Origin of the sequence: Streptomyces crystallinus, assembly GCF_039521265.1 — a bacterium.
GTDB lineage: Bacteria > Actinomycetota > Actinomycetes > Streptomycetales > Streptomycetaceae > Streptomyces > Streptomyces crystallinus.
The window spans coordinates 206,061-223,554 of record NZ_BAAACA010000034.1 but is presented as its reverse complement, the minus strand read 5'-3'; the positions used below and the strand labels follow the sequence as shown (position 1 = coordinate 223,554).

Annotated in this window: 19 protein-coding genes and 1 pseudogene; 10 read left to right on the top strand and 10 right to left on the bottom strand. The window is 69.6% G+C overall.

Translation table 11 applies throughout. From position 1 onward, the window contains the following. Window positions 1-129 precede the first annotated feature (129 nt). Complete coding sequence (locus ABD236_RS23905) at window positions 130-1,653, top strand: SDR family oxidoreductase (RefSeq protein WP_344076567.1); 1,524 nt, start codon at window positions 130-132, stop codon at window positions 1,651-1,653. A 46-nt stretch (window positions 1,654-1,699) separates the two neighbouring features. Here the strand turns inward: ABD236_RS23905 and ABD236_RS23900 are convergent, their stop codons facing one another. After that, window positions 1,700-2,467 carry a TetR/AcrR family transcriptional regulator gene (locus ABD236_RS23900; protein ID WP_344076565.1) on the bottom strand — a complete coding sequence of 256 codons (768 nt, stop codon included), beginning with the start codon at window positions 2,465-2,467 and terminating at the stop codon, window positions 1,700-1,702. Between the two features lie 86 nt (window positions 2,468-2,553). On the opposite strand from ABD236_RS23900, the gene ABD236_RS23895 reads away from it, so the two are divergent. Next, window positions 2,554-2,943 (top strand): VOC family protein, encoded by a 390-nt coding sequence (locus tag ABD236_RS23895; protein ID WP_344076563.1) that lies wholly within the window; start codon window positions 2,554-2,556, stop codon window positions 2,941-2,943. Window positions 2,944-3,042: 99 nt separating this feature from the next. On the opposite strand, the gene ABD236_RS23890 is transcribed toward ABD236_RS23895, so the two are convergent. From ABD236_RS23890 to ABD236_RS23880, 3 genes and pseudogenes are all read right to left on the bottom strand, one after another. After that, complete coding sequence (locus ABD236_RS23890) at window positions 3,043-3,924, bottom strand: hypothetical protein (RefSeq protein ID WP_344076561.1); 882 nt, start codon at window positions 3,922-3,924, stop codon at window positions 3,043-3,045. A 10-nt stretch (window positions 3,925-3,934) separates the two neighbouring features. After that, on the bottom strand, window positions 3,935-4,498 hold the full coding sequence (locus tag ABD236_RS23885; protein ID WP_344076559.1) for a papain-like cysteine protease family protein: 564 nt from the start codon (window positions 4,496-4,498) through the stop codon (window positions 3,935-3,937). A gap of 445 nt (window positions 4,499-4,943) precedes the next feature. After that, window positions 4,944-5,168: pseudogene (locus tag ABD236_RS23880) on the bottom strand (cytochrome P450); the annotation flags it as partial. 360 nt (window positions 5,169-5,528) lie between these two features. Here ABD236_RS23880 and ABD236_RS23875 point away from each other — a divergent pair. Continuing rightward, window positions 5,529-6,716 (top strand): hypothetical protein, encoded by a 1,188-nt coding sequence (locus ABD236_RS23875; RefSeq protein ID WP_344076557.1) that lies wholly within the window; start codon window positions 5,529-5,531, stop codon window positions 6,714-6,716. Window positions 6,717-6,926: 210 nt separating this feature from the next. Here the strand turns inward: ABD236_RS23875 and ABD236_RS23870 are convergent, their stop codons facing one another. Next, on the bottom strand, window positions 6,927-7,562 hold the full coding sequence (locus ABD236_RS23870) for a TetR/AcrR family transcriptional regulator (protein ID WP_344076555.1): 636 nt from the start codon (window positions 7,560-7,562) through the stop codon (window positions 6,927-6,929). A gap of 136 nt (window positions 7,563-7,698) precedes the next feature. On the opposite strand from ABD236_RS23870, the gene ABD236_RS23865 reads away from it, so the two are divergent. The 4 genes from ABD236_RS23865 to ABD236_RS23850 all read left to right on the top strand — a co-directional run bounded on the left by ABD236_RS23865 (window position 7,699) and on the right by ABD236_RS23850 (window position 11,876). Next, window positions 7,699-8,853, top strand: a complete 1,155-nt coding sequence (locus tag ABD236_RS23865; RefSeq protein WP_344076553.1) for a VOC family protein — start codon at window positions 7,699-7,701, stop codon at window positions 8,851-8,853. A gap of 28 nt (window positions 8,854-8,881) precedes the next feature. Next, complete coding sequence (locus ABD236_RS23860; RefSeq protein ID WP_344076551.1) at window positions 8,882-9,871, top strand: fumarylacetoacetate hydrolase family protein; 990 nt, start codon at window positions 8,882-8,884, stop codon at window positions 9,869-9,871. 7 nt (window positions 9,872-9,878) lie between these two features. After that, window positions 9,879-11,528 carry a bifunctional 3-(3-hydroxy-phenyl)propionate/3-hydroxycinnamic acid hydroxylase MhpA gene (gene mhpA, locus ABD236_RS23855; protein WP_344076549.1) on the top strand — a complete coding sequence of 550 codons (1,650 nt, stop codon included), beginning with the start codon at window positions 9,879-9,881 and terminating at the stop codon, window positions 11,526-11,528. Window positions 11,529-11,615: 87 nt separating this feature from the next. After that, window positions 11,616-11,876, top strand: coding sequence for a DoxX family protein (locus tag ABD236_RS23850; protein ID WP_344076547.1), 261 nt, complete (start codon window positions 11,616-11,618; stop codon window positions 11,874-11,876). Here the strand turns inward: ABD236_RS23850 and ABD236_RS23845 are convergent. The 3 genes from ABD236_RS23845 to ABD236_RS23835 form a co-directional block, all read right to left on the bottom strand. Beyond that, entirely contained in the window at window positions 11,855-12,205 is a 351-nt protein-coding gene (locus ABD236_RS23845; protein WP_344076545.1) for a PRC-barrel domain-containing protein, read from the bottom strand. The genes ABD236_RS23850 and ABD236_RS23845 overlap by 22 nt on opposite strands. Window positions 12,206-12,374: 169 nt before the next feature. After that, window positions 12,375-12,923: a putative immunity protein gene (locus tag ABD236_RS23840; protein ID WP_344076543.1), complete on the bottom strand. Its 549-nt coding sequence runs from the start codon at window positions 12,921-12,923 to the stop codon at window positions 12,375-12,377. A gap of 217 nt (window positions 12,924-13,140) precedes the next feature. After that, window positions 13,141-14,514, bottom strand: coding sequence for an SMI1/KNR4 family protein (locus ABD236_RS23835; protein ID WP_344076541.1), 1,374 nt, complete (start codon window positions 14,512-14,514; stop codon window positions 13,141-13,143). Between the two features lie 80 nt (window positions 14,515-14,594). On the opposite strand from ABD236_RS23835, the gene ABD236_RS23830 reads away from it, so the two are divergent. Both ABD236_RS23830 and ABD236_RS23825 read left to right on the top strand, forming a co-directional pair. After that, on the top strand, window positions 14,595-14,729 hold the full coding sequence (locus ABD236_RS23830) for a hypothetical protein (RefSeq protein ID WP_344076538.1): 135 nt from the start codon (window positions 14,595-14,597) through the stop codon (window positions 14,727-14,729). 357 nt (window positions 14,730-15,086) lie between these two features. Then, on the top strand, window positions 15,087-15,575 hold the full coding sequence (locus ABD236_RS23825; RefSeq protein WP_344076536.1) for a hypothetical protein: 489 nt from the start codon (window positions 15,087-15,089) through the stop codon (window positions 15,573-15,575). A gap of 209 nt (window positions 15,576-15,784) precedes the next feature. Here the strand turns inward: ABD236_RS23825 and ABD236_RS23820 are convergent, their stop codons facing one another. Further along, window positions 15,785-16,144: an STAS domain-containing protein gene (locus tag ABD236_RS23820; protein ID WP_344076534.1), complete on the bottom strand. Its 360-nt coding sequence runs from the start codon at window positions 16,142-16,144 to the stop codon at window positions 15,785-15,787. Window positions 16,145-16,326: 182 nt separating this feature from the next. Between ABD236_RS23820 and ABD236_RS23815 the strand changes: the two genes are divergently transcribed. Further along, window positions 16,327-16,800: an ATP-binding protein gene (locus tag ABD236_RS23815; protein ID WP_344076702.1), complete on the top strand. Its 474-nt coding sequence runs from the start codon at window positions 16,327-16,329 to the stop codon at window positions 16,798-16,800. 249 nt (window positions 16,801-17,049) lie between these two features. Here ABD236_RS23815 and ABD236_RS23810 read toward each other — a convergent pair whose 3' ends face one another. Then, window positions 17,050-17,478 (bottom strand): cupin domain-containing protein, encoded by a 429-nt coding sequence (locus ABD236_RS23810; RefSeq protein WP_344076532.1) that lies wholly within the window; start codon window positions 17,476-17,478, stop codon window positions 17,050-17,052. Window positions 17,479-17,494 lie beyond the last annotated feature (16 nt).

The window sequence follows — 17,494 nt, the reverse complement described above, 5'->3', positions numbered from 1 at the left end:
GGTGTCGGCCGGTCGGGTGGCTGGTACGCCACGCGCCCGCCGTCCGCATCCGTTTTCGCCTGCCGGGCCGAAGGATGAGGTACGGGACATCCGCACGGGAGCGGCTGACCACTGGTTCGGGAGCCACTCATGGGAAGCATGCCGACGGCGGGGCTCACCTGTCTGGTGACGGGAGCGACCGGGTACATCGGGGGCCGGCTGGTGCCGGATCTCCTCGCCGCCGGGCACCGGGTGCGCTGCCTGGCCCGTACACCGGAGAAATTGCGCGACTACCCCTGGATCGGGGACGTCGACGTGGTGCGCGGCGATGTGAAGGACCGCGCGTCCGTGGCCTCGGCACTCAAGGATGTCGACGTCGCGTACTACCTCGTGCACGGCCTGGGGACCGGGCGCGACTTCGAGGACACCGACCGCCACTGCGCGCGGACGTTCGCGGACGCGGCCGCGGGCGCGGGCACGCGGCGGATCGTCTACCTGGGCGGTCTGAGCCCGGCCGGGGTCCGGCCCGAGGACCTCTCGCCGCATCTGCGCTCCCGTGCCGAGGTCGGGGAGATCTTCCTCAAGTCGCCGGTGCCCTCGGCGGTGCTGCGGGCGGCCGTCGTCATCGGCTCGGGGTCGGCCTCCTTCGAGATGCTGCGCTATCTCACCGAGCGGCTGCCCGTCATGGTCACCCCGAGTTGGGTCGGCACCCGTATCCAACCCATCGCCGTCCGCGACGTCCTGCGTTACCTCACCGGAAGCGCCACACTGCCCGAGGACCTGAACCGCGCCTTCGACATCGGCGGCCCCGATGTCATGACCTACGAGCAGATGATGCGCCGCTACGCCGAGGTCGCGCGGCTGCCGCGACGTCTCATCGTGCGCGTCCCCATGCTCACGCCCCGGCTGTCCAGCCACTGGATCGGCCTGATCACCCCGGTGCCGCGTACGCTGGCCCGGCCACTGGCCGAATCCCTGCGGCACGAAGTGGTCTGCGACGAGCATGACATCGCCCGTTACGTGCCCGATCCGCCCGGCACCCCGCTTCCCTTCCAGGCCGCCCTGGAGCTGGCCCTGCGACGGGTGCGCGATGCCGACGTCACCACCCGCTGGTCGTCTGCCGCGCTGCCCGGCGCCCCCAGCGATCCGCTGCCCACCGACCCGGACTGGGCAGGCGGGAGCCTGTACACCGACAGACGGGAGCTGGCCGTCGATGCCTCTCCCGCGGCGCTGTGGCGGGTCATCGAGGGGGTCGGCGGCGAGAACGGCTGGTACTCCTTCCCGCTGGCCTGGGCCGTGCGCGGCTGGCTCGACCGGCTGGTCGGCGGCGTGGGCCTGCGCCGTGGGCGCCGGGACGCCGAACGGCTGCGGGTGGGTGACTCGCTGGACTTCTGGCGCGTGGAGGAGATCGAGCCCGGACGCCTGCTGCGGCTGCGCGCCGAGATGCGGCTGCCCGGTCTGGCCTGGCTGGAGCTGCGCGCCGATCCGGAGCCCGGCGGAGGGGCCCGGTACCGTCAGCGCGCCCTGTTCCATCCGCACGGCCTGCTGGGCCACCTGTACTGGTGGAGCATCGCGCCCTTCCACACCTTCCTTTTCGGGGGCATGGCACGCAACATCGCCCGTGCGGCCCTGGGCACCCGCCCGCCGGGGCGCCGGCGGCGTGCCGCTCGCTGAACCTGAACCCGCCCTTCCGCCTCATGCCGCCGACGAGGCAGCACGCTCAGTTGTGGTGCGGGTCGATGAGGGCGCCGAGGGCGTCGAGGACCCGTCGCAAGCCGAAGGCGTAGGCGTGGTCGGGATCGTAGGCGCTGCCGTGTGCCGCGCCGGCCGCAGCTCCGACGCGGGCGGCGAGGGGGTAGGCGTCCGCGTCGAAGACCCGGGCGAGAAGGGGCGCGTTGGCCTCCCACCACTGCTGGTCGTCCATTGAGCTGTCATGTCGGGCGGCGCGGGCGTCGGCGGCGGCGCGGGCGCTGGCCTGTACGAAGGCCAGGAGATGGTTCAGACAGTCGTCCATGGTGACGTCGTCGAGGCCGAGCCCGTCGAGTACGGAGAGTTCGTGCTCGTACTTGGCCATCTGCCCCGGCCCCAGCGGCGGCCGGGCGGTGGTGACCGCCGCGGCCCACGGGTGGCGCTCGAAGAGGGCCATGTTCTCCTGTGCGATCGCGGTGACGCGGTCCCGCCAGGGCTGTCCGGTGGTGTCGGTGCGCGGCATGCCGGCGTAGGCGGCATCGAGCATGAGGTCGAGCAGCTCGGCCTTGCCGGGCACGTAGGTGTAGAGCGTCATCGGCACCACCCCGAGCGTTTGGGCCACCCGGCGCATCGTCAGCGCCTCCAGGCCTTCGGTGTCGGCAATGACGGTCGCCGCTTCCACCACGGCATCGATGCTCAGTCCCCGTCGCGGTCCGCGTCGGCCGCTGTCCGTGTTCGCGCGCCACAGCAGTTGCAGGGTGCGGGCCGGGTCGCCGGCGCTGGTTCGTTCTGTCGCCACGTGGGCATCTTCTCGCACACTTACTCTATACGCAGTACACTGTACGACGTATAGAGTAAGCTCGATCATCACGTTGAGGAGCCCCCGTGCAGATCACCGCCAGTGCCGTGTCGCTCAATGTCGACGACGTCGCCGCCTCCAGCGCCTTTCTCACCGAGCACTTCGGCTTCCGCGAGGACATGGCCGCCGACGGCTTCGCCTCCCTGACCCGCGACGACATCGGGATGAACGTCATATTCCTGCGGCGGGGCCTCGCCACCCTGCCCGCCGACCAGCGCGATGAGCACGCCACTGGCCTGATCCTCGCCTTCACCGTCGATGACCTCGAAGGCGAGCTGGCACGCCTGCGTGCCGAGGGCGTCTCGATCACCATGCCGCTCACCGACGAGGAGTGGGGCGAACGCGCCTTCCAGGTCCGCGACCCCAACGGCGTCATCGTCCAGCTCGTCGACTGGAACGCACCCACCAGCCGCTGAGCCCGCCCTTACACAACCCACAGCGCGATAACCGGACCGGCACTCGCTCCGTCCCGGCTGGCTGTCGGAACGGAGCGCAGTGGCGGTGCGGGGTTGGACTCAGTGGGTGCTGGCGCGTCGGCGTCGGCGGAGCACGACGGCTCCGCCCGCGAGGGCGAGCGCCGCGCTGGAACCGCTGGCAAGGAGCAGAGTGGAGGACGGGCCGTCGTCCTGCGCGTGCTGGCGACTGTAGCCGCTGGAGTAGCCCTTGGTGGCGTACTCCGATCCGGGAAGTTTGTCGGCGTAGCGGGCCTTGACCAGTTTCTGGTAGTCGCTGAGTGACACCGATGCCTGGCCGCCTAATCCTTGCCTTGCCTGGTCGTTGAGGGGCTCGACGGTGTTGAGTTTGAGCTGGTACCAGCCGCGGATTTGCGGCTCGGTGAAGACCAGTGTGCCCAGGGTGGCCTTGCCGGCGTACGCGGCGTCGCTGTCGCCGTCGCTCACGGCTGCCAGATGCCAGCCGCCGCCCTGGGTGGGGGCGAGTGTGACGGTGGCGTTGCGGCCGTTGACGGTGGCGCTCAGCGAGGAGACGAGCTGTGTCAGCTGGATCGCCTCGGTGGGCAGGGGGTTCGCGGTGCCCGCGACGAACCCGGGGGTGATCTCGTTCCGCGCCACCGGGTCGTTGATGGTGAAGGCCGGGAGGCCCTGGCGGGGCTCGGCCGTTTCGGGGATGGTCTGCACTGGCCCGCCGGCGCCGTCAGCGGGCACCGGAGTGCGCAGGAATCGGCAGACGGTGTTGAGGACGTCGGCGGACTTCACCGCGTTGAGGGCGGCCTGGTAGTCGGGGATGTCGGCCGGGAGGGGGTCCTTGGCGGCGGCCGCGTGCGTCGGACCGACGACGGACAGCAGCGCGGACGCGCTCACTGCGATGACGAGGGACAGACGGGAGGAGCGGGAGACCGCCCGCTTGCTGGACGTTTCGGTGCCGCTGGTGTCGCGCATGTCGCCTGCCTTAGCGGGAGATACCGATGCGGGAATGGGTCCACTTCGACGAGCTGTTGCTCACGTAGTCGTTGTAGTTCCACCATGTGTACGTGGTGGTGTCCGGCCACGGGTCTGTCACGGCGATCGTGTTGTTCGACGTGTCGAAGCCGTAGACGACGTTCATATGGCCGCCCCCCGACGTCCACCCGATGCGGGCACCGATCGGTCGGGCCGCCTTGACGTCGGTGTACACCTGGTTGAACGTGGCCGCGCTGCTCAACCCGGTGCCGGTGTGGGTCATGCCGAGGCTGCTCCACCCCTTGGCCATGTCGTCGAGCGTGGCGGGCTGGTTGTTGCAGCCGTAGTAGGGCTGGGCCCGGTTGCAGAAGTCCGTCTGTGTGGAGCCGAAGCCCTGGAACTTGGCGATGGTCAGCCCGGAGGCGACCCAGCACCACTGGGTCTTCTCCTGCTTGTACATGGTGATGGTGTCCTGGCCCGCTTCCGCGTGAGCTGTGCCTCCCGCGGCAGCGAGCGCTCCCAACGCGGCCAGCGCGATCGCCGACGCCGTGGTGCCGTACCTGAACCTGCCCATTTTCCTGCCTTCCCTTGACGGGTTGAACGAGATGAACGGGACAATCGGGTCAGGAATATGACAGCGCATCATGCCGGGGACACATAGAGGAGTTGCAGGAGATTACTCCCTACTGATTACTTGTGGGCTAATACTCAAAGTCGGCACTTACAGTTCATGCCTCCATACCGCAGGGAGGTGCGATGCTCGCAACCTGTCAGCCCCGGCAGACTCCAGGCGCTCAGTGCGTTGATGCGAACAGCACCAGAGCGGTACCGCCGGGGGAGCGGGCCAGCCAGCCCCTTACGGCGCTGGGTCCGTTCGGGGTGCGGCACCTGAGATCGCAGAACTTGGTTGTGATCGAGCGGCCCTCCAGGTACGCGGTGCGCACGTCGTCGGTTTTGCCGGGCGAGACGGCAGGGCGACGGCCGCCCCTATCGCCCTTGGTCCCGGCGCCTGGGCGCGGGAGCAGCGCGACCTCGGACCCGCGCGGGATGACGGTGCCGCCCACCTCGATGTCGTCGAGCACCCAGCGCTCGAAGAGCTGCAACGGGGTGTCGTAGCGCAGCAGTTCCTCGACGGCGCCGGGCAGGAGCGTGGGCTCGGCGCGGAGCGGGGCGAGCTGCTGGGGGTGGCGGAAGAGGGTCCACCAGCCGTTGGCCGTGGTGTTGACGGTGGTCTCGTGGCCCGCGCAACCACCGCTCTCTAAGCGACGAGTCGCGCTGGCCTTCTCACCCTGGCGTCGGCGTGGTTTGTCCGTCAACACGAGGAGACAAACCCGCAGGTCGACGGCGGACAAGGCATCGTTGTCCGGCGACCGGACAATTAACGCTGGCGGGGGGTGTATCCGTGCGGGATCGCTGACCCGTTGTCAGGGGCTGAAAGCCTCGGCAGGCCGCGCCGGCCGGTGGCTTCTGATCAGCCCGGCGCCGGGGCCGGGCGCGGCCGCTGGAGGCGTCGTCGTCGGTACTACGTGGGCACGTGCCGGGCATCCTGGCGCTGGCGCTGGGGCTGTGGTTGTCTCAAGGTCCGACGGCTTGGGGGGTGTCACATGGATGATGTGGCAGGGAGCATGGCGTTATCTGCCGTACAGGTACTGACCGGCCTGGCGACAGGGGCGGCCACGGCGGTGGGGAACGAGGCGGGCCGGGCGGTGGGCGACCTCGTCCGGGCGCGGCTGGTCACTTCCGGTGACGGTCGCGCCGCTCTGGACGGGCTCAGCGCCGACCCCGCGGATCCGTCGGCGGTCGCCGGATTGCAGGAGGCAATCCGGGAAGCGTTGGCTGCCGATCCCGAGTTCCGGACCCGCATGGCCGTAGCGCTGGCCGGCCCCCCGCCGGATGCGCCGCCCGCGCACGCTGTCAGTCCGCAGTACACCGGCAGCATCATCATCGGGGGCGGCAGCAAGGTACGGAACAGCCAGATCTCACTGGGCCCGCTGACCATTACCAATACGCGCGCCGCCCGCGTATCCCTCACCGGGATCGCCGCCCTGCTCGTCGCGTTGCTGTCCCTGGGCCTCTACCGGGGCGTGCAGTTGCTCACCGGCGACGACTCCCACCACTCAGCCGCCGGGCCGTCGTCCGGTCGGAAGTCCCCTGCGGGAACGCCTTCCCGCCCGGCCTCCGGTACCTCGGACGCTACCTCGGATGCTGACGCCTCCGCAGTACGTGACGCGGTGAAGGTGCGGCAGATCCTCCCGGACGCAGCGAGCCTGCCGCAGGGGTGGGCCGTCGCGAGTGGCTCGCCGACGACGCAGCAGTGCCGTAGCCGCGTCGGTATTTCAAAGGACGGGCAGTCCCACCCCATCTGCGAGACCGGCTCGGTTCTCGACCTGCAGTCGGAATACGAGCCGGGCCCCGGTGCCGACTACAACAAGGTGAACGTCGAGGTTCTGGCGTACCCCTCAGCGGCCGCGGCGGCCGAGGGTTTTCTGGGAGTGGAAGCCGAAAACGCCGACAGCAACGACGCGAAGCAGGTGACGCAGGCGACTCTGCCGGCCTACGGGGACGAGTCATCGGCTGTCACCATGACCGGCACTGTGCCCGGCAGTGGTTCGCGCGTATCGCAGGGACTCTCGGTGGTTCGCTGCGGGAGCATCCTGGTGCGGGTCGTCGTCTCCGATGACGACGGCAGCACCGCCGGCCTCGACGCGCTCAACGCCTTCACCCGGACAGTGACCGCCCGTGCGCAACAGGCACTGCACGACACGACGCCCACGACCGCCGTCGAACTGTAAAGGCTCGCCCTGGCTTTATTCACGGGTTGTGACTCCCGCAGGTTCTGAATGCCGTTGCTGATCTGCACTTGTTCCCGGCTCATGGCCGCAGGGCGTGAGTACGGTCGTCTCGGCAGCGAAGGACGGCCACATAGCCTCCACGGACGTCCGTACGGGCCGGGGTGAGCTGACCCCGCCCCTGAATGCGCTGGGGTGGACGCCGGTGGTCGGTCAGACGAGGTCGGGGAGGGGGCGTCGGGCGACCTCGTGGGCGTCGTCCGGTGGTACGCCCAGCATGCGCAGGACCATCTCGGCGAGGTTCACCGCGGCGTCATCGCCGTCCACGTCGGGGCGGGCGAATCTCAGCTCCACCAGGGACAGCAAGGTGCCACCCAGTGCGGACAGGGCCACTGTCGGGTCGACGGCGGTGAAGCGGCCGGAGGCCATGCCGACCTCGACGTCCCGCAGCGCCCGGCGGGCCAGGCCGTTGTCCGAGTGGATGTGGCCCAGGGCGCGACGGCGCAGCACCTGCATCAGCTCCGGGTGCGACTCGGCCATGCGGGCGCTGAGCCTGAAGCCGGTCGCGACGAGCTCCGCCGGGTCGTCGATGCCGGCCAGGTGCTCGTCGAAGGTCTGGCCGAACTCCTCCAGCGCGTCCTGCACCGCGGCCTCGAACAGCTCCGTCTTGGAGTCGAAGTGGTTGTAGAACGAGCCGAAGCCGACGTCTGCGCGCTCGGCGATCACCTGGATGCTGATGCTGGTGTCCCCGGTCTCGGCGAGGATCTGGCGGGCCGCGCGGACGAGAGCTCCGCGGGTCTCGGCGCGACGCCGCTCGAACCGGTTGCTGGGCGGGGCTGACGTAGGCATACGCAGAGTCTAACCGTGGAGACGATGACGATCACAGTCCTGATGAATTCATCATTTCCCCCTAACGAACACCTTGACGACGGAACCGTCACACTTGATGATTTCATCATTATGGCAATGTCGCTTGGAGGGCACCATGTCCGAAACCCGCGTCACCGCAGTCGGCGTCCCGGACGTCAGGACGGCCCACCAGGACCTTCACGCCGCGCAGGGCGCCCTGCGCGGCGAACATCCCGGGCGGTCGCGCAACCCCGTGATCAAGGTCGCCGACCTGGCATGGCTGGAGTTCGAGAAGCCCGACCTGGACCGGGCCGAGGTCTTCGCCCGGGACTTCGGTTTCGGTATCGCCGCCCGGAGCGAGAGCGAGCTGTGGCTGCGGGGCACCTTCGCCGGCTCACCGTGCATGGTGATCCGGCGCGGCCGGACCTCCCGTTTCATCGGCCCGGCGTTCCGCGCCGCCGAGCAGGCCGACCTGGACCGGCTGGCCCGCGCCACGCGCACGTCCGTACGAGACGCGGACGTGCCCGGCGGCGGCAAGGCGGTCGACCTGCTCGACCCCTCCGGCTTCCCGGTCCGGGTCGTGCACTGCGGGGAGGAACTGCCGGCGCTGCCCGAGCAGCAGCCGCTCCTGCTCAACTTCGGCACCGATCACCGTCGCGCGAACGTCACCCAGCGCCCGCCGCGTGAACCCTCCCGCATCCAGCGCCTGGGCCATGTGGTCCTGGAGACCAGGGTGTTCGGGCGCGCCCTGGACTGGTACCTGGACACCCTCGGGATGATCGTGTCCGACTTCCTGTTCCTGGACGGCCAGCGCGGCCGTGGCCCGACGATGGCGTTCATCCGCTGTGACCAGGGCAGCCGGGCCGTCGACCACCACACGCTGGCCATGCACCTGGGCCCGGGCAACGGCTACGTCCACTCCGCCTACCAGGTGACCGACCTCGACTCGATCGCCGCGGGCGGCGAGTACCTGGCCGAGCGCGGCTACCGGCGCAGCTGGGGCATCGGTCGGCACATCCAGGGCAGCCAGCTCTTCGACTACTGGCGCGACCCCGACCGCTTCATGCTGGAGCACTTCGCCGACGGCGACCTGTTCTCCTGCGACCTGGAGCCCGGCTGGGCACCCATGTCGACCACCGGCCTCGCCCAGTGGGGGCCTCCTGCCACCCGTGACTTCCTCGGCGCGAGCCCCTCCCCGCAGCGGGTCCGTGACGTCATCGAAGCCCTGCGAGGCGACAACGAGATGGACCCGGCACGCCTGCTGGGCCTGCTCAGAGCCGCCAAGTCCTGAACCCCGACCCCCTCACGAAGGTACTGACATGAGCACCAACGTCCTGCGCACCGCCGACGGCTGGTGGGTCCTCCTTCCCCGAGCTCTCGACTCCGCTCGAGCAGGGGAGACCCCATTCGACCGGGCCGTCCCCGTCGACACCAAGGCCGCCACCACCGCCGAGCTGATCGCCGACCGGGCGGCCGTGCGCGAGGCCTCCCTCTCCGGGGAGGTGGGCACGCCCGTCGCCGACCTGGTCGCCCTCTCGCCGGTCACCACTCCCTGCCGCGTGGTCGCACAGATGGTCAACTACCGCAGCCATGCACGTGACTCGGGCTTCAGCGGCGACATCCCGCCCGCCTTCTTCCGCAAGGCGTCCGGGTCGGTGAGCGGCCCGGGCGAGGCGATCGTCCGGCCGTCGCACGTGAAGTTCCTCGACTACGAGATCGAACTCGGGCTCGTCATGGGCGCATCCCTGCCCCTCGGCACCGTCGTCGAGGAGCGCGACCTGCCGTCGTACGTCGCCGGGCTGGTGATCACGAACGACGTCAGCGCCCGTGAGGTGCAGCTGACCAAGACGCAGTTCTACGAGAGCAAGTCCTACCCGACCTTCACACCGACCGGGCCCTACCTGGCGCTGCTGGAGCCCGAGGACTTCGCCCACCTCCTGGATCTGCGGCTGAGGCTGTCGGTCAACGGTGAGCTGCGCCAGGACCGCACTCTCGCCGACATGATCGTCCGCCCGGCGCAGGCGCTGACCTTGCTGGCCCGCTTCCAGACCCTCGACCCCGGCGACCTGCTGCTTACCGGGACCCCCGGCGGCACGGCCCTCAAGGCCCCGCCCAAGGCGGTCGAGAAGATCGGCGCGCTGCTGCCGCCCGCCCTGAAGTGGAAGGCGTTCTTCAAGAGCCAGGCCCGTAACCCGCACTACCTGCACACGGGTGACGTGATCACGGCGACAATCTCGACCGCGGGTCGGCGGATCGACCTCGGCGAGCAGCGCACGCCCGTCACGGACGCGAAGGAAGACCCGAGGTGAGCCGCCGATGACCGCCGACCAGACCGGGCCCGGGCACACCGCACCCGGGCCCGCACAGACAGACCGCGCACAGACAGACCGCGCACTGACGGACCCCGCACCCGTCGTGATCATCGGCGCCGGGCCGGTGGGCGTGACCGCCGCCCTCCTCCTCGCCCGGCGCGGTATCCGCACCGTCATCCTGGAACGCCATCAGGACGTCTACCCGCTCCCGCGCGCCGTCGCCGCCGACGACGAGGTGCGCCGCATCCTCCAAGCCGCAGGCTTGGGCGAGGAGTTCGCCGCCATCGCCCGCCCCGCGCACGGACTACGGCTACTGGACGCCCGGCACCGGGTCATGGCCGAGTTCCGCCGCTCCGAGCACGGCCACCACGGCTACCCGCAGACCAGCATGTTCGACCAGCCCGAGCTGGAACGACTGCTGCGCGACGCCCTCGCCCAGCGCCCGGAGTGCGAGCTGCGGGGCGGTGTCGAAGTCACCGGCGTCAGCCCGAACCCGGCCGGCCCCGTGTGCGTGACCTACCGCGACAACGACGCTGAGCACCACCTGTGGGCCGAGGCGGTCCTCGGCTGCGACGGCGCGGGCAGCCTCACCCGCGACGCCATCGGCGCCGCATGGGAAGACCTGCGCTTCGAGGAACGCTGGACCGTCATCGACGTGCGCACGAAGGCCGACGTCCGCTGCTGGGAAGGCATCGACCAGGTCTGCGACCCGCGCCGCCCGGCGACGTTCATGCGCGTCGGTGAGGACCGCTACCGCTGGGAGTTCCGGCTGCAAGACGGGCAGCAACCGGTTCGCGAACTGATCGCCCCGTGGCTGTCGCCCTCGTACGACGGGGACTTCGAGGTCGTACGGGAGACGCAGTACACCTTCCGGGCACGGGTGGCCGACCGGTGGCGCGGTGGACGGGTCTTCCTCCTCGGCGACGCCGCCCACCTCACCCCACCGTTCATCGGGCAGGGGCTGTGCTCGGGCCTGCGGGACGCCTACAACCTCACCTGGAAGCTGGCCCGCGTCCTGGGGCAGGGCGGCGACGAACGGCTGCTGGACACCTACGAGAGCGAGCGCAAGCCGCACGCACGGCACGCGATCCGGCTGGCGGTCGCCATGGGCTGGGCCATGACCGGCGGCCAGGACGGCGCTGCCGCACTGCGCCGCAGGGTCCTGGCCGCGGCTTGCCGCATACCCGGCCTCACCACGGCGGCGGGCCGCGACCTCAGCCCGCCCCTGACCGCCGGGCCCCTCGTCCGGCAGCGGCGTATGCGCAGGAGCCTGGTGGGCACCCACTGCCCGCAACCATGGGTGGCACTCGACGATCGGCGCAGCCGCCTCGACGACCTGCTCGGCGACAGTTTCACCGTCCTGACCACCGCCGATCCCGGGCCCTCGCTGCGCGCCCTCGCGCACGGGCTCGGTGTCCCGGCGATCCCCGTGACCGACCTCCGTGACGACGGAACCCTCGCCGCCTGGCTGCGCGCCGGCCGGGCGGACGCCGTCCTGCTGCGCCCCGACCGCGTCGTCATGGACGTGATCCCGGCCGGCTGCCACGACTTCACCGACACCGCCGCCTGGGCGTCTCTCCTGCACACCACGCGCAGCCCCGCCCCGTCCCCACGGACCGTAGGGGACAGCCTGCTGAGGAGCGCCACACGATGACTAAGCCGTACCCGTACCCCTTCATGACGCCCGATCCGCAGGCCGTCGCCGACAGCCGCATCATGGACTTGCTTCGCGGAGGAGCGGATGCCCGGCGCCCGCTGGACCTCGTATCCGGCAGGGCGCCCCGGTCGAACAGGTCGTCAACCCGGCAGCCGTGGATGCCCCCGACCGTCGCTACCGGGTCGTCGACACCGGAAAGTGGCCGGAGCCGTCGCGCTGGCACTCGGTCTGACTTCCGCCCCCATCGGGATGGCCGCCGCGATCGGGCCGGCGCTGCTGCTGACGGCGGCTGCCGTGGCCCACCTGCGCCGCTCTGAGCGGACTCAGTGGCCCGAACCGCCGTAGTACCCGCCGAGCTGGTCGCGATAGGCGGGGTCGCCCAGGTGCTTTTCCTTGTCGAACTCCGGGGCGTTCTTGATCTGCTCCTTGGTGAGTGAGACCAGGATCCGCCGCTCCTCGTTGTCAATGGCCGTCACGGTGCTGGCGGGCAGCAGGACCTCCTTGCCGAAGATCCATACGCCGGTGTCGACGACGATGTACTGATTGGCGACCTCGTTGGAATGCTTGTCGACCTTGCCGATGTGCCCATCGGCGGCTTCGACCTTGTACCCCGTGAGGTCACTGTCCGGGCCGTGACCGGCGGTCGGAACATAGCTCCACATGTCGTTGCTCATTCAGGACTCCTTCGTCGATACCTGTGGTGCGGAATCTGAATACCGGAGGGAGTCGTCATGACCAGCCGCTCCTGCGCATCGCGTGCCCTGCCGGAGTGTCGCCAAACAGCAACCCAGGTGGAACCCGATCATGCAAAGAATCCTCCATGTCAACCAGGCGTGCTGAAGGTCATTCGGTGAGCGGGGCCGAACGAAGGCCGGCGTCCAACATCCGAATCAGTTCACCAACCCGTCCACCGCCGCCCGGTGCCGCCGGGAAGCGTTTGAGCACCTCCACGACGACCGGTGTTGCACGATGCACCGCCTGCTCAACGTGTTCGGCGCCGATGCCCAGGTTGTGGCCAGCGACGAGTTCGGCTGCTCTGGCCGCGTGCGCGCCGGCTCCGAGAATGTGCTTGACCTGGGTAGCCTTCGCCAGCGGATGCAAGTAGGCGGCGCCCGCCGCAGACATCGCTGCCCGAGCCGCCTCGCGCGCAGCCGGAGTGTCCGCACTCTGGGCTGCCTTGAGGGCCGCCCATGCTGTGTCGCGCAAAGACTTCCCTCGCTCGCCACCCCGTGCGAACGTCCACGCGGCACCGATAGCGTCTCGCGGTCGCGAGTCGTCAGGCTGATCGGCCTCGAATACGTCCAGCACCGCTTCCGCGCACGCCGCAGCGAACGCGGTGACCTCACGGAGGTCTTGTCTACTCAGAGTGATCCCGCTCTCGTCCCCTGCCATGAGACCATCCTCGACCATTGCACTGGACAGCGAGGCGGGAGGGGGCTCTCGTACGATTGTGGAGTCCAGCGACACCGCCCAGTCCCGGCCAGGACCGGTTCTCATCGGCGTCGGCCGGGGCGATTGCGTCGATCACCCCCTGATGATCCCGCCCCAGCGACCGCCCCGCTTCGGCGTGCGGTCCGGGAGCAACGGCATCGCAACGTAACTGCCCGGGTCATTTGTCGGTCGGCGTGTCGGCCTGACCTTCCGGGCCGAGGTCGCCCTCGACGACTGACTGGGCGATGCGGGGTCGGCCCCACAGTGCGAGAAGTTCGTTGGCAAGGCCGGCGACGGCGAGGGGATCCTCGTCGAAGGGCCCGGTGACGGCAACCGCCAACAGCCCCTCCGGGACGGCATCGGCATCAAGGACATCGCCCCACTCCCGAGATCCCATCCCCAGGTATTCGAGCCGGGTGAGCCCCGCGATCTCCGTGGGGTCGGCGAGGGCACCGGGGTGCGCGACGAGTGAGCGCAGTCGGGGCAGCCCCATGAGCGGCGCGAGACCGACCGGCCGTCCGCCCCGGACGTCGAGGGCCAGGGCTTCCAGACCGGGGTGCACGGCGCGCCCGAGGCTCTCCTCGTCGTACGCGAACGACGTCGCCGCCGGCGCCTGGGACTCCACGTCGGCCGATTTCGCTGCGAGACGATCCACCAGCAGGTCCGTCAGAGAGTCGGCGACGAGGCGGGCGCCGATGTTCTGCTCGTGGGATATGAGGATGACCTGCCCGAGGTGCCCGTGGGGGCCCGGCGTCAGATCGACGGCCAAGCGGTCGCCACCCCCGTTGTCGCCGAACGCGATCCAGCCCGGCGAACCAGCCAGCCCCTGCACAGCGGCGGAGGGCCGCGTCTGGACCGCCTCCATCGCCGCGTGCTCCCACGGGCACTCGCGGGTCACCGCCTCGGCGACGTACAGCGCTTCCAGGTCGAATAGTTCGCACCGGACCGCTTGGGAGTGGCGGCTCGACGCCTCGTAGTCACCGCCCCAGTCCGACCACTTGGCCCGCGTCACCCGGTACAGCGCCTTGAGCTCCTCGGGCAAGGCGACACCCAGACGCAACTCGGCCGCCGCGATCTCGGCCTCGGTGGCGCCGACGGCGTCGGGCAGACGCCCACGCACCGTCCTTGCGACCAGCGCCGGATCCGCCGAAGGCGCCGGCACCGCCTGGGGCGTCGGTTCGGGAAGGCGCCGCCAGGGCTCGGGGAGCGCGCCCTCGACCAGGACGAGCGCACCAGGATTGAACCCGATGCCGAGCTCCACCGCCTCACTGGGCACGAGCAGATGGAGCCGGGTGTGTCCCGTCGTCTCCATCTCCATCACAAACGTCACGGCACCGATGCCGTCCCGCACCAGGAGGTCGTGCACCCGCCGCACACCGTCGTTGTACAGCTGCTTCAGGGGCACGCTCCAACCGCTCCGCGTGATACGGCCCAGCACCCGGCCGCCCGGGGCGGCGAGCTGCTCCGCGTTCTCCGCCCGCAGGAGCCGCAGCAGGGGCTCCCAGGTCTCGAACTGGTAGATCGCAGACCGGAATCGCTCTTGATCGTTCATGACGGAGACCGTACCTGGGGGCTCTGACATCCGACCCCGCGCGCCCCATCCGCCGCCGGTCTGGAGGGCCTCCGTTCCGCATGAGGATCTACGCAGTCCAGCGGACCGGGAACGAGAACCGCATCCGGGCCGCCATGGACCGGCTCTTCCGAGACGAGGTCCCGCCCGGCGGAAAGCGCGACATCAAGACCCTCGCCCCACGAAGTAACCGCTGACCGGACCGCGTTCTACGGCACCCGCCCCCACGCTCACCTCCGCGCCGAGTTCGAGCGGCGCCTCCAGGCACTCCACGATGCCGGAGAGATCCCCCACCCTCGCGAGGCCCAAATCGCCTGACTCAAGGCCGAGAACACCAGACTCAAAGAGCGGCTGGCCAAGTCGAAACAGACGATCGACTCACTCACCGACTTCCGCACCCAAGCCCTGGCCGGGCTCGCCGCCCAGCACGAGGAAATCGTCCGCCTGCGTCGAACCACGGTCGCCGCGAGCCGCGTCGCGCGACTCCCCGCAACTCGCATTTTCGTTGGAAAATGCTGTGTGCGCGGCGGGGTGTCAGGGGGAGAGGGTTTGCTATGGAACAGTGGAGCGGTTTCTTCTCCACTCTTGCGGGTGCGGCTGCTGCCCTGCTTGCCGTGTCCTTCGTGACGTTCCAGCTGAAGATCGAAATTTGGCGCAGAGGTGGTCGGCTACGGCATCTGACCGCCGTTTTCACGGTGTGGGAGTTCGGTGCGCCCTTGCTGATCGCTTTGATCATGGCGATGCCCGCCCGTCCTTGGCGTGTGGCGGCGATCCTGACGGGGCTGATCGGTCTGGCGGTGCTGGGCACGTACTGGGTCACGTACGCCCGAACCCCTCGGAGCCGGCGCGAGTCATTTGACCGGCAGCAGTTCAAGCTGTCGTTCATCAGCCTGGGTGCGTTCGGTGGCATGGTGGTTGCCGGGCTGCTGTGGGAGCAGACAGGGATCTATCTGCTCGCGTCCCTGTCGCTCTGGTCGCTCCTCTCAGGTACCTATGAGGCGTGGGTCTATCTCGAGCTGCCGTCGGAGGGGCAGGGCTCGTAGGAGGAAGGGACGCCTGCGCGTGGTCGCGGAGCTGGCGGCGCGGTGCCTGTCGGCTGGACCCGGTCCGCCAGGGCAGTGACCAAGCCACCCACTCCGGCCCAGCCTGCAACACAGCGCCCATACAAGGAAAATGTCCCGCCTTGGGCCTTCTGCAACATGCCGTACGGGCTCCCCGTTCACCACTGTGATGGTTGCGGGCCGACCTGGTGTCAGGTGTTCAGGGCATCGTCAAGAGTGGGGTGGCAGGCGATGACCTGGTCGAGGCCGACGAGTTGCAGGGTACGCAGGACGGGCCGGGTGGGTGCGGCCAGGCGGAGCCAGCCGCCGCCGCTCCTGATGCGGTGGTGCGCGTGGATGAGGATGTTGATACCGCTGGAGTCCAGGAACGTGACCGCGCTGAGGTCCACCACGATCCGCGGCTTGTCTGTGTCCGTGGACAGGGCAAGGGCTTCGCGCAGGGCGTCGCCACTGTCGTGGTCGATCTCGCCGCCGACCGTGATGACGCTGACGCCGTCGCGGTGCGTGACGGTGACGGCGAGGTGGCCGCCCGCTGCGCTGCTGTCTGTCACGGGTGCCTCCACGATGCTCGGTGTGTACGGTGCCGACGTGCTGCCGGCTTCCGGTGATCCTATGGGTAGGCCGACGGCACGACGGGGGGAGGCATGCGGAACCGTAGGTGTAGAAGTGACAGTCGCGGGTATGCGCGCCCCGTCGTATGAACGGGGGGTAAAAGATGATCGGGGTGGAAGCCATCCCTTTGTGCGGGGAGGGCCACATAGTGCGCCAGCCGAGGTCCTGGCAAGCGTCCGCGGCGCTGGACGGTGACGGCGGCTGTATCGCCGAGGCCCGTCACTTCGCGGCTGACTTCCTGGCCCGGCTCCAGGGCGAGCAGGGGGTACCCGTCTCCGTACGAGTGATGGAGCTGACGCAACTGGTGGTGAGCGAACTGGTCACCAATGCCCTGAAGTACGCGCCCGGCCCGGTGCTGCTGGACCTGCGCGTGGCCGCTGGAATGGTGGAGATCGCGGTCTGGGACAGCGATCCGGTGTTGCCCATGGCCCGGGCCGCGGATGTGGGCCGGGTGGGTCAGCACGGGCTGGAGATCGTCATGGCCATCGCCCAGGGCTTCGAAGCGCAGCGCGAGCCCGTCGGCAAACGGGTCACCGCCCGCCTGGCACTCATGGATGATCTTGGCGGCAGCGACGCCGGCCGCCACCCCGTCTGAGCCCTGGCGGCACCCGGTCCGCCCAGTGCCTCGCTGACCCATCCAACTGCCCAGGCGGGGCAAGGCCTGGCGCCCGCGCGTGAGGTCCGTGAGTACCGGCTCGGTCTGGGGCGGCGTCGTAAGCGCCCGGACTGGGTGCGGGCCGCGGCAAGATCGACCAACGCGAACGCCAAGCGGTCGGATGCGGAAGATCAAGCGCCTCAAGCGCCACCGTGCGGTGGCCACCCGCTACGACAAAGTGGCCGTCCGCTACGAGGCGACTGTGCTGGTCGCGTTCCTGGACGAATGGCTGTGCCCAGTAACGGAATCGTCCTCATCAGTCACTTTGTAGCCGGGGACCGAGGGCCAGCGGACCGTCAGAACCACGGACTCTTCCTCTGCGGACCAGGAATGATCGACGCCCTGGCCCCACACGACGTAGTCCCCCTGCTCGGCCAGGAGAACACTGCGCCCAGGCAGTTCCACTCGGAAGCGCCCGCTGATGAGGACCAACAGGGCCGTGCGCTCTTCGCCGGTCACCCACTGAGCCCGCTCATCCCCCCGCGGGTGCACGCCCCATTTGATCTCCACGTCCTCGCTATGACGAGGATCGGAGGCGTCCTTGAAATGTCCCAGCAGCCACCCCCGATCCAGAGCCGCGTCCCTGCCAGCGTTGCCTACGTACACGTTGTCGGTCATGGCTCCGGAAAGTAGC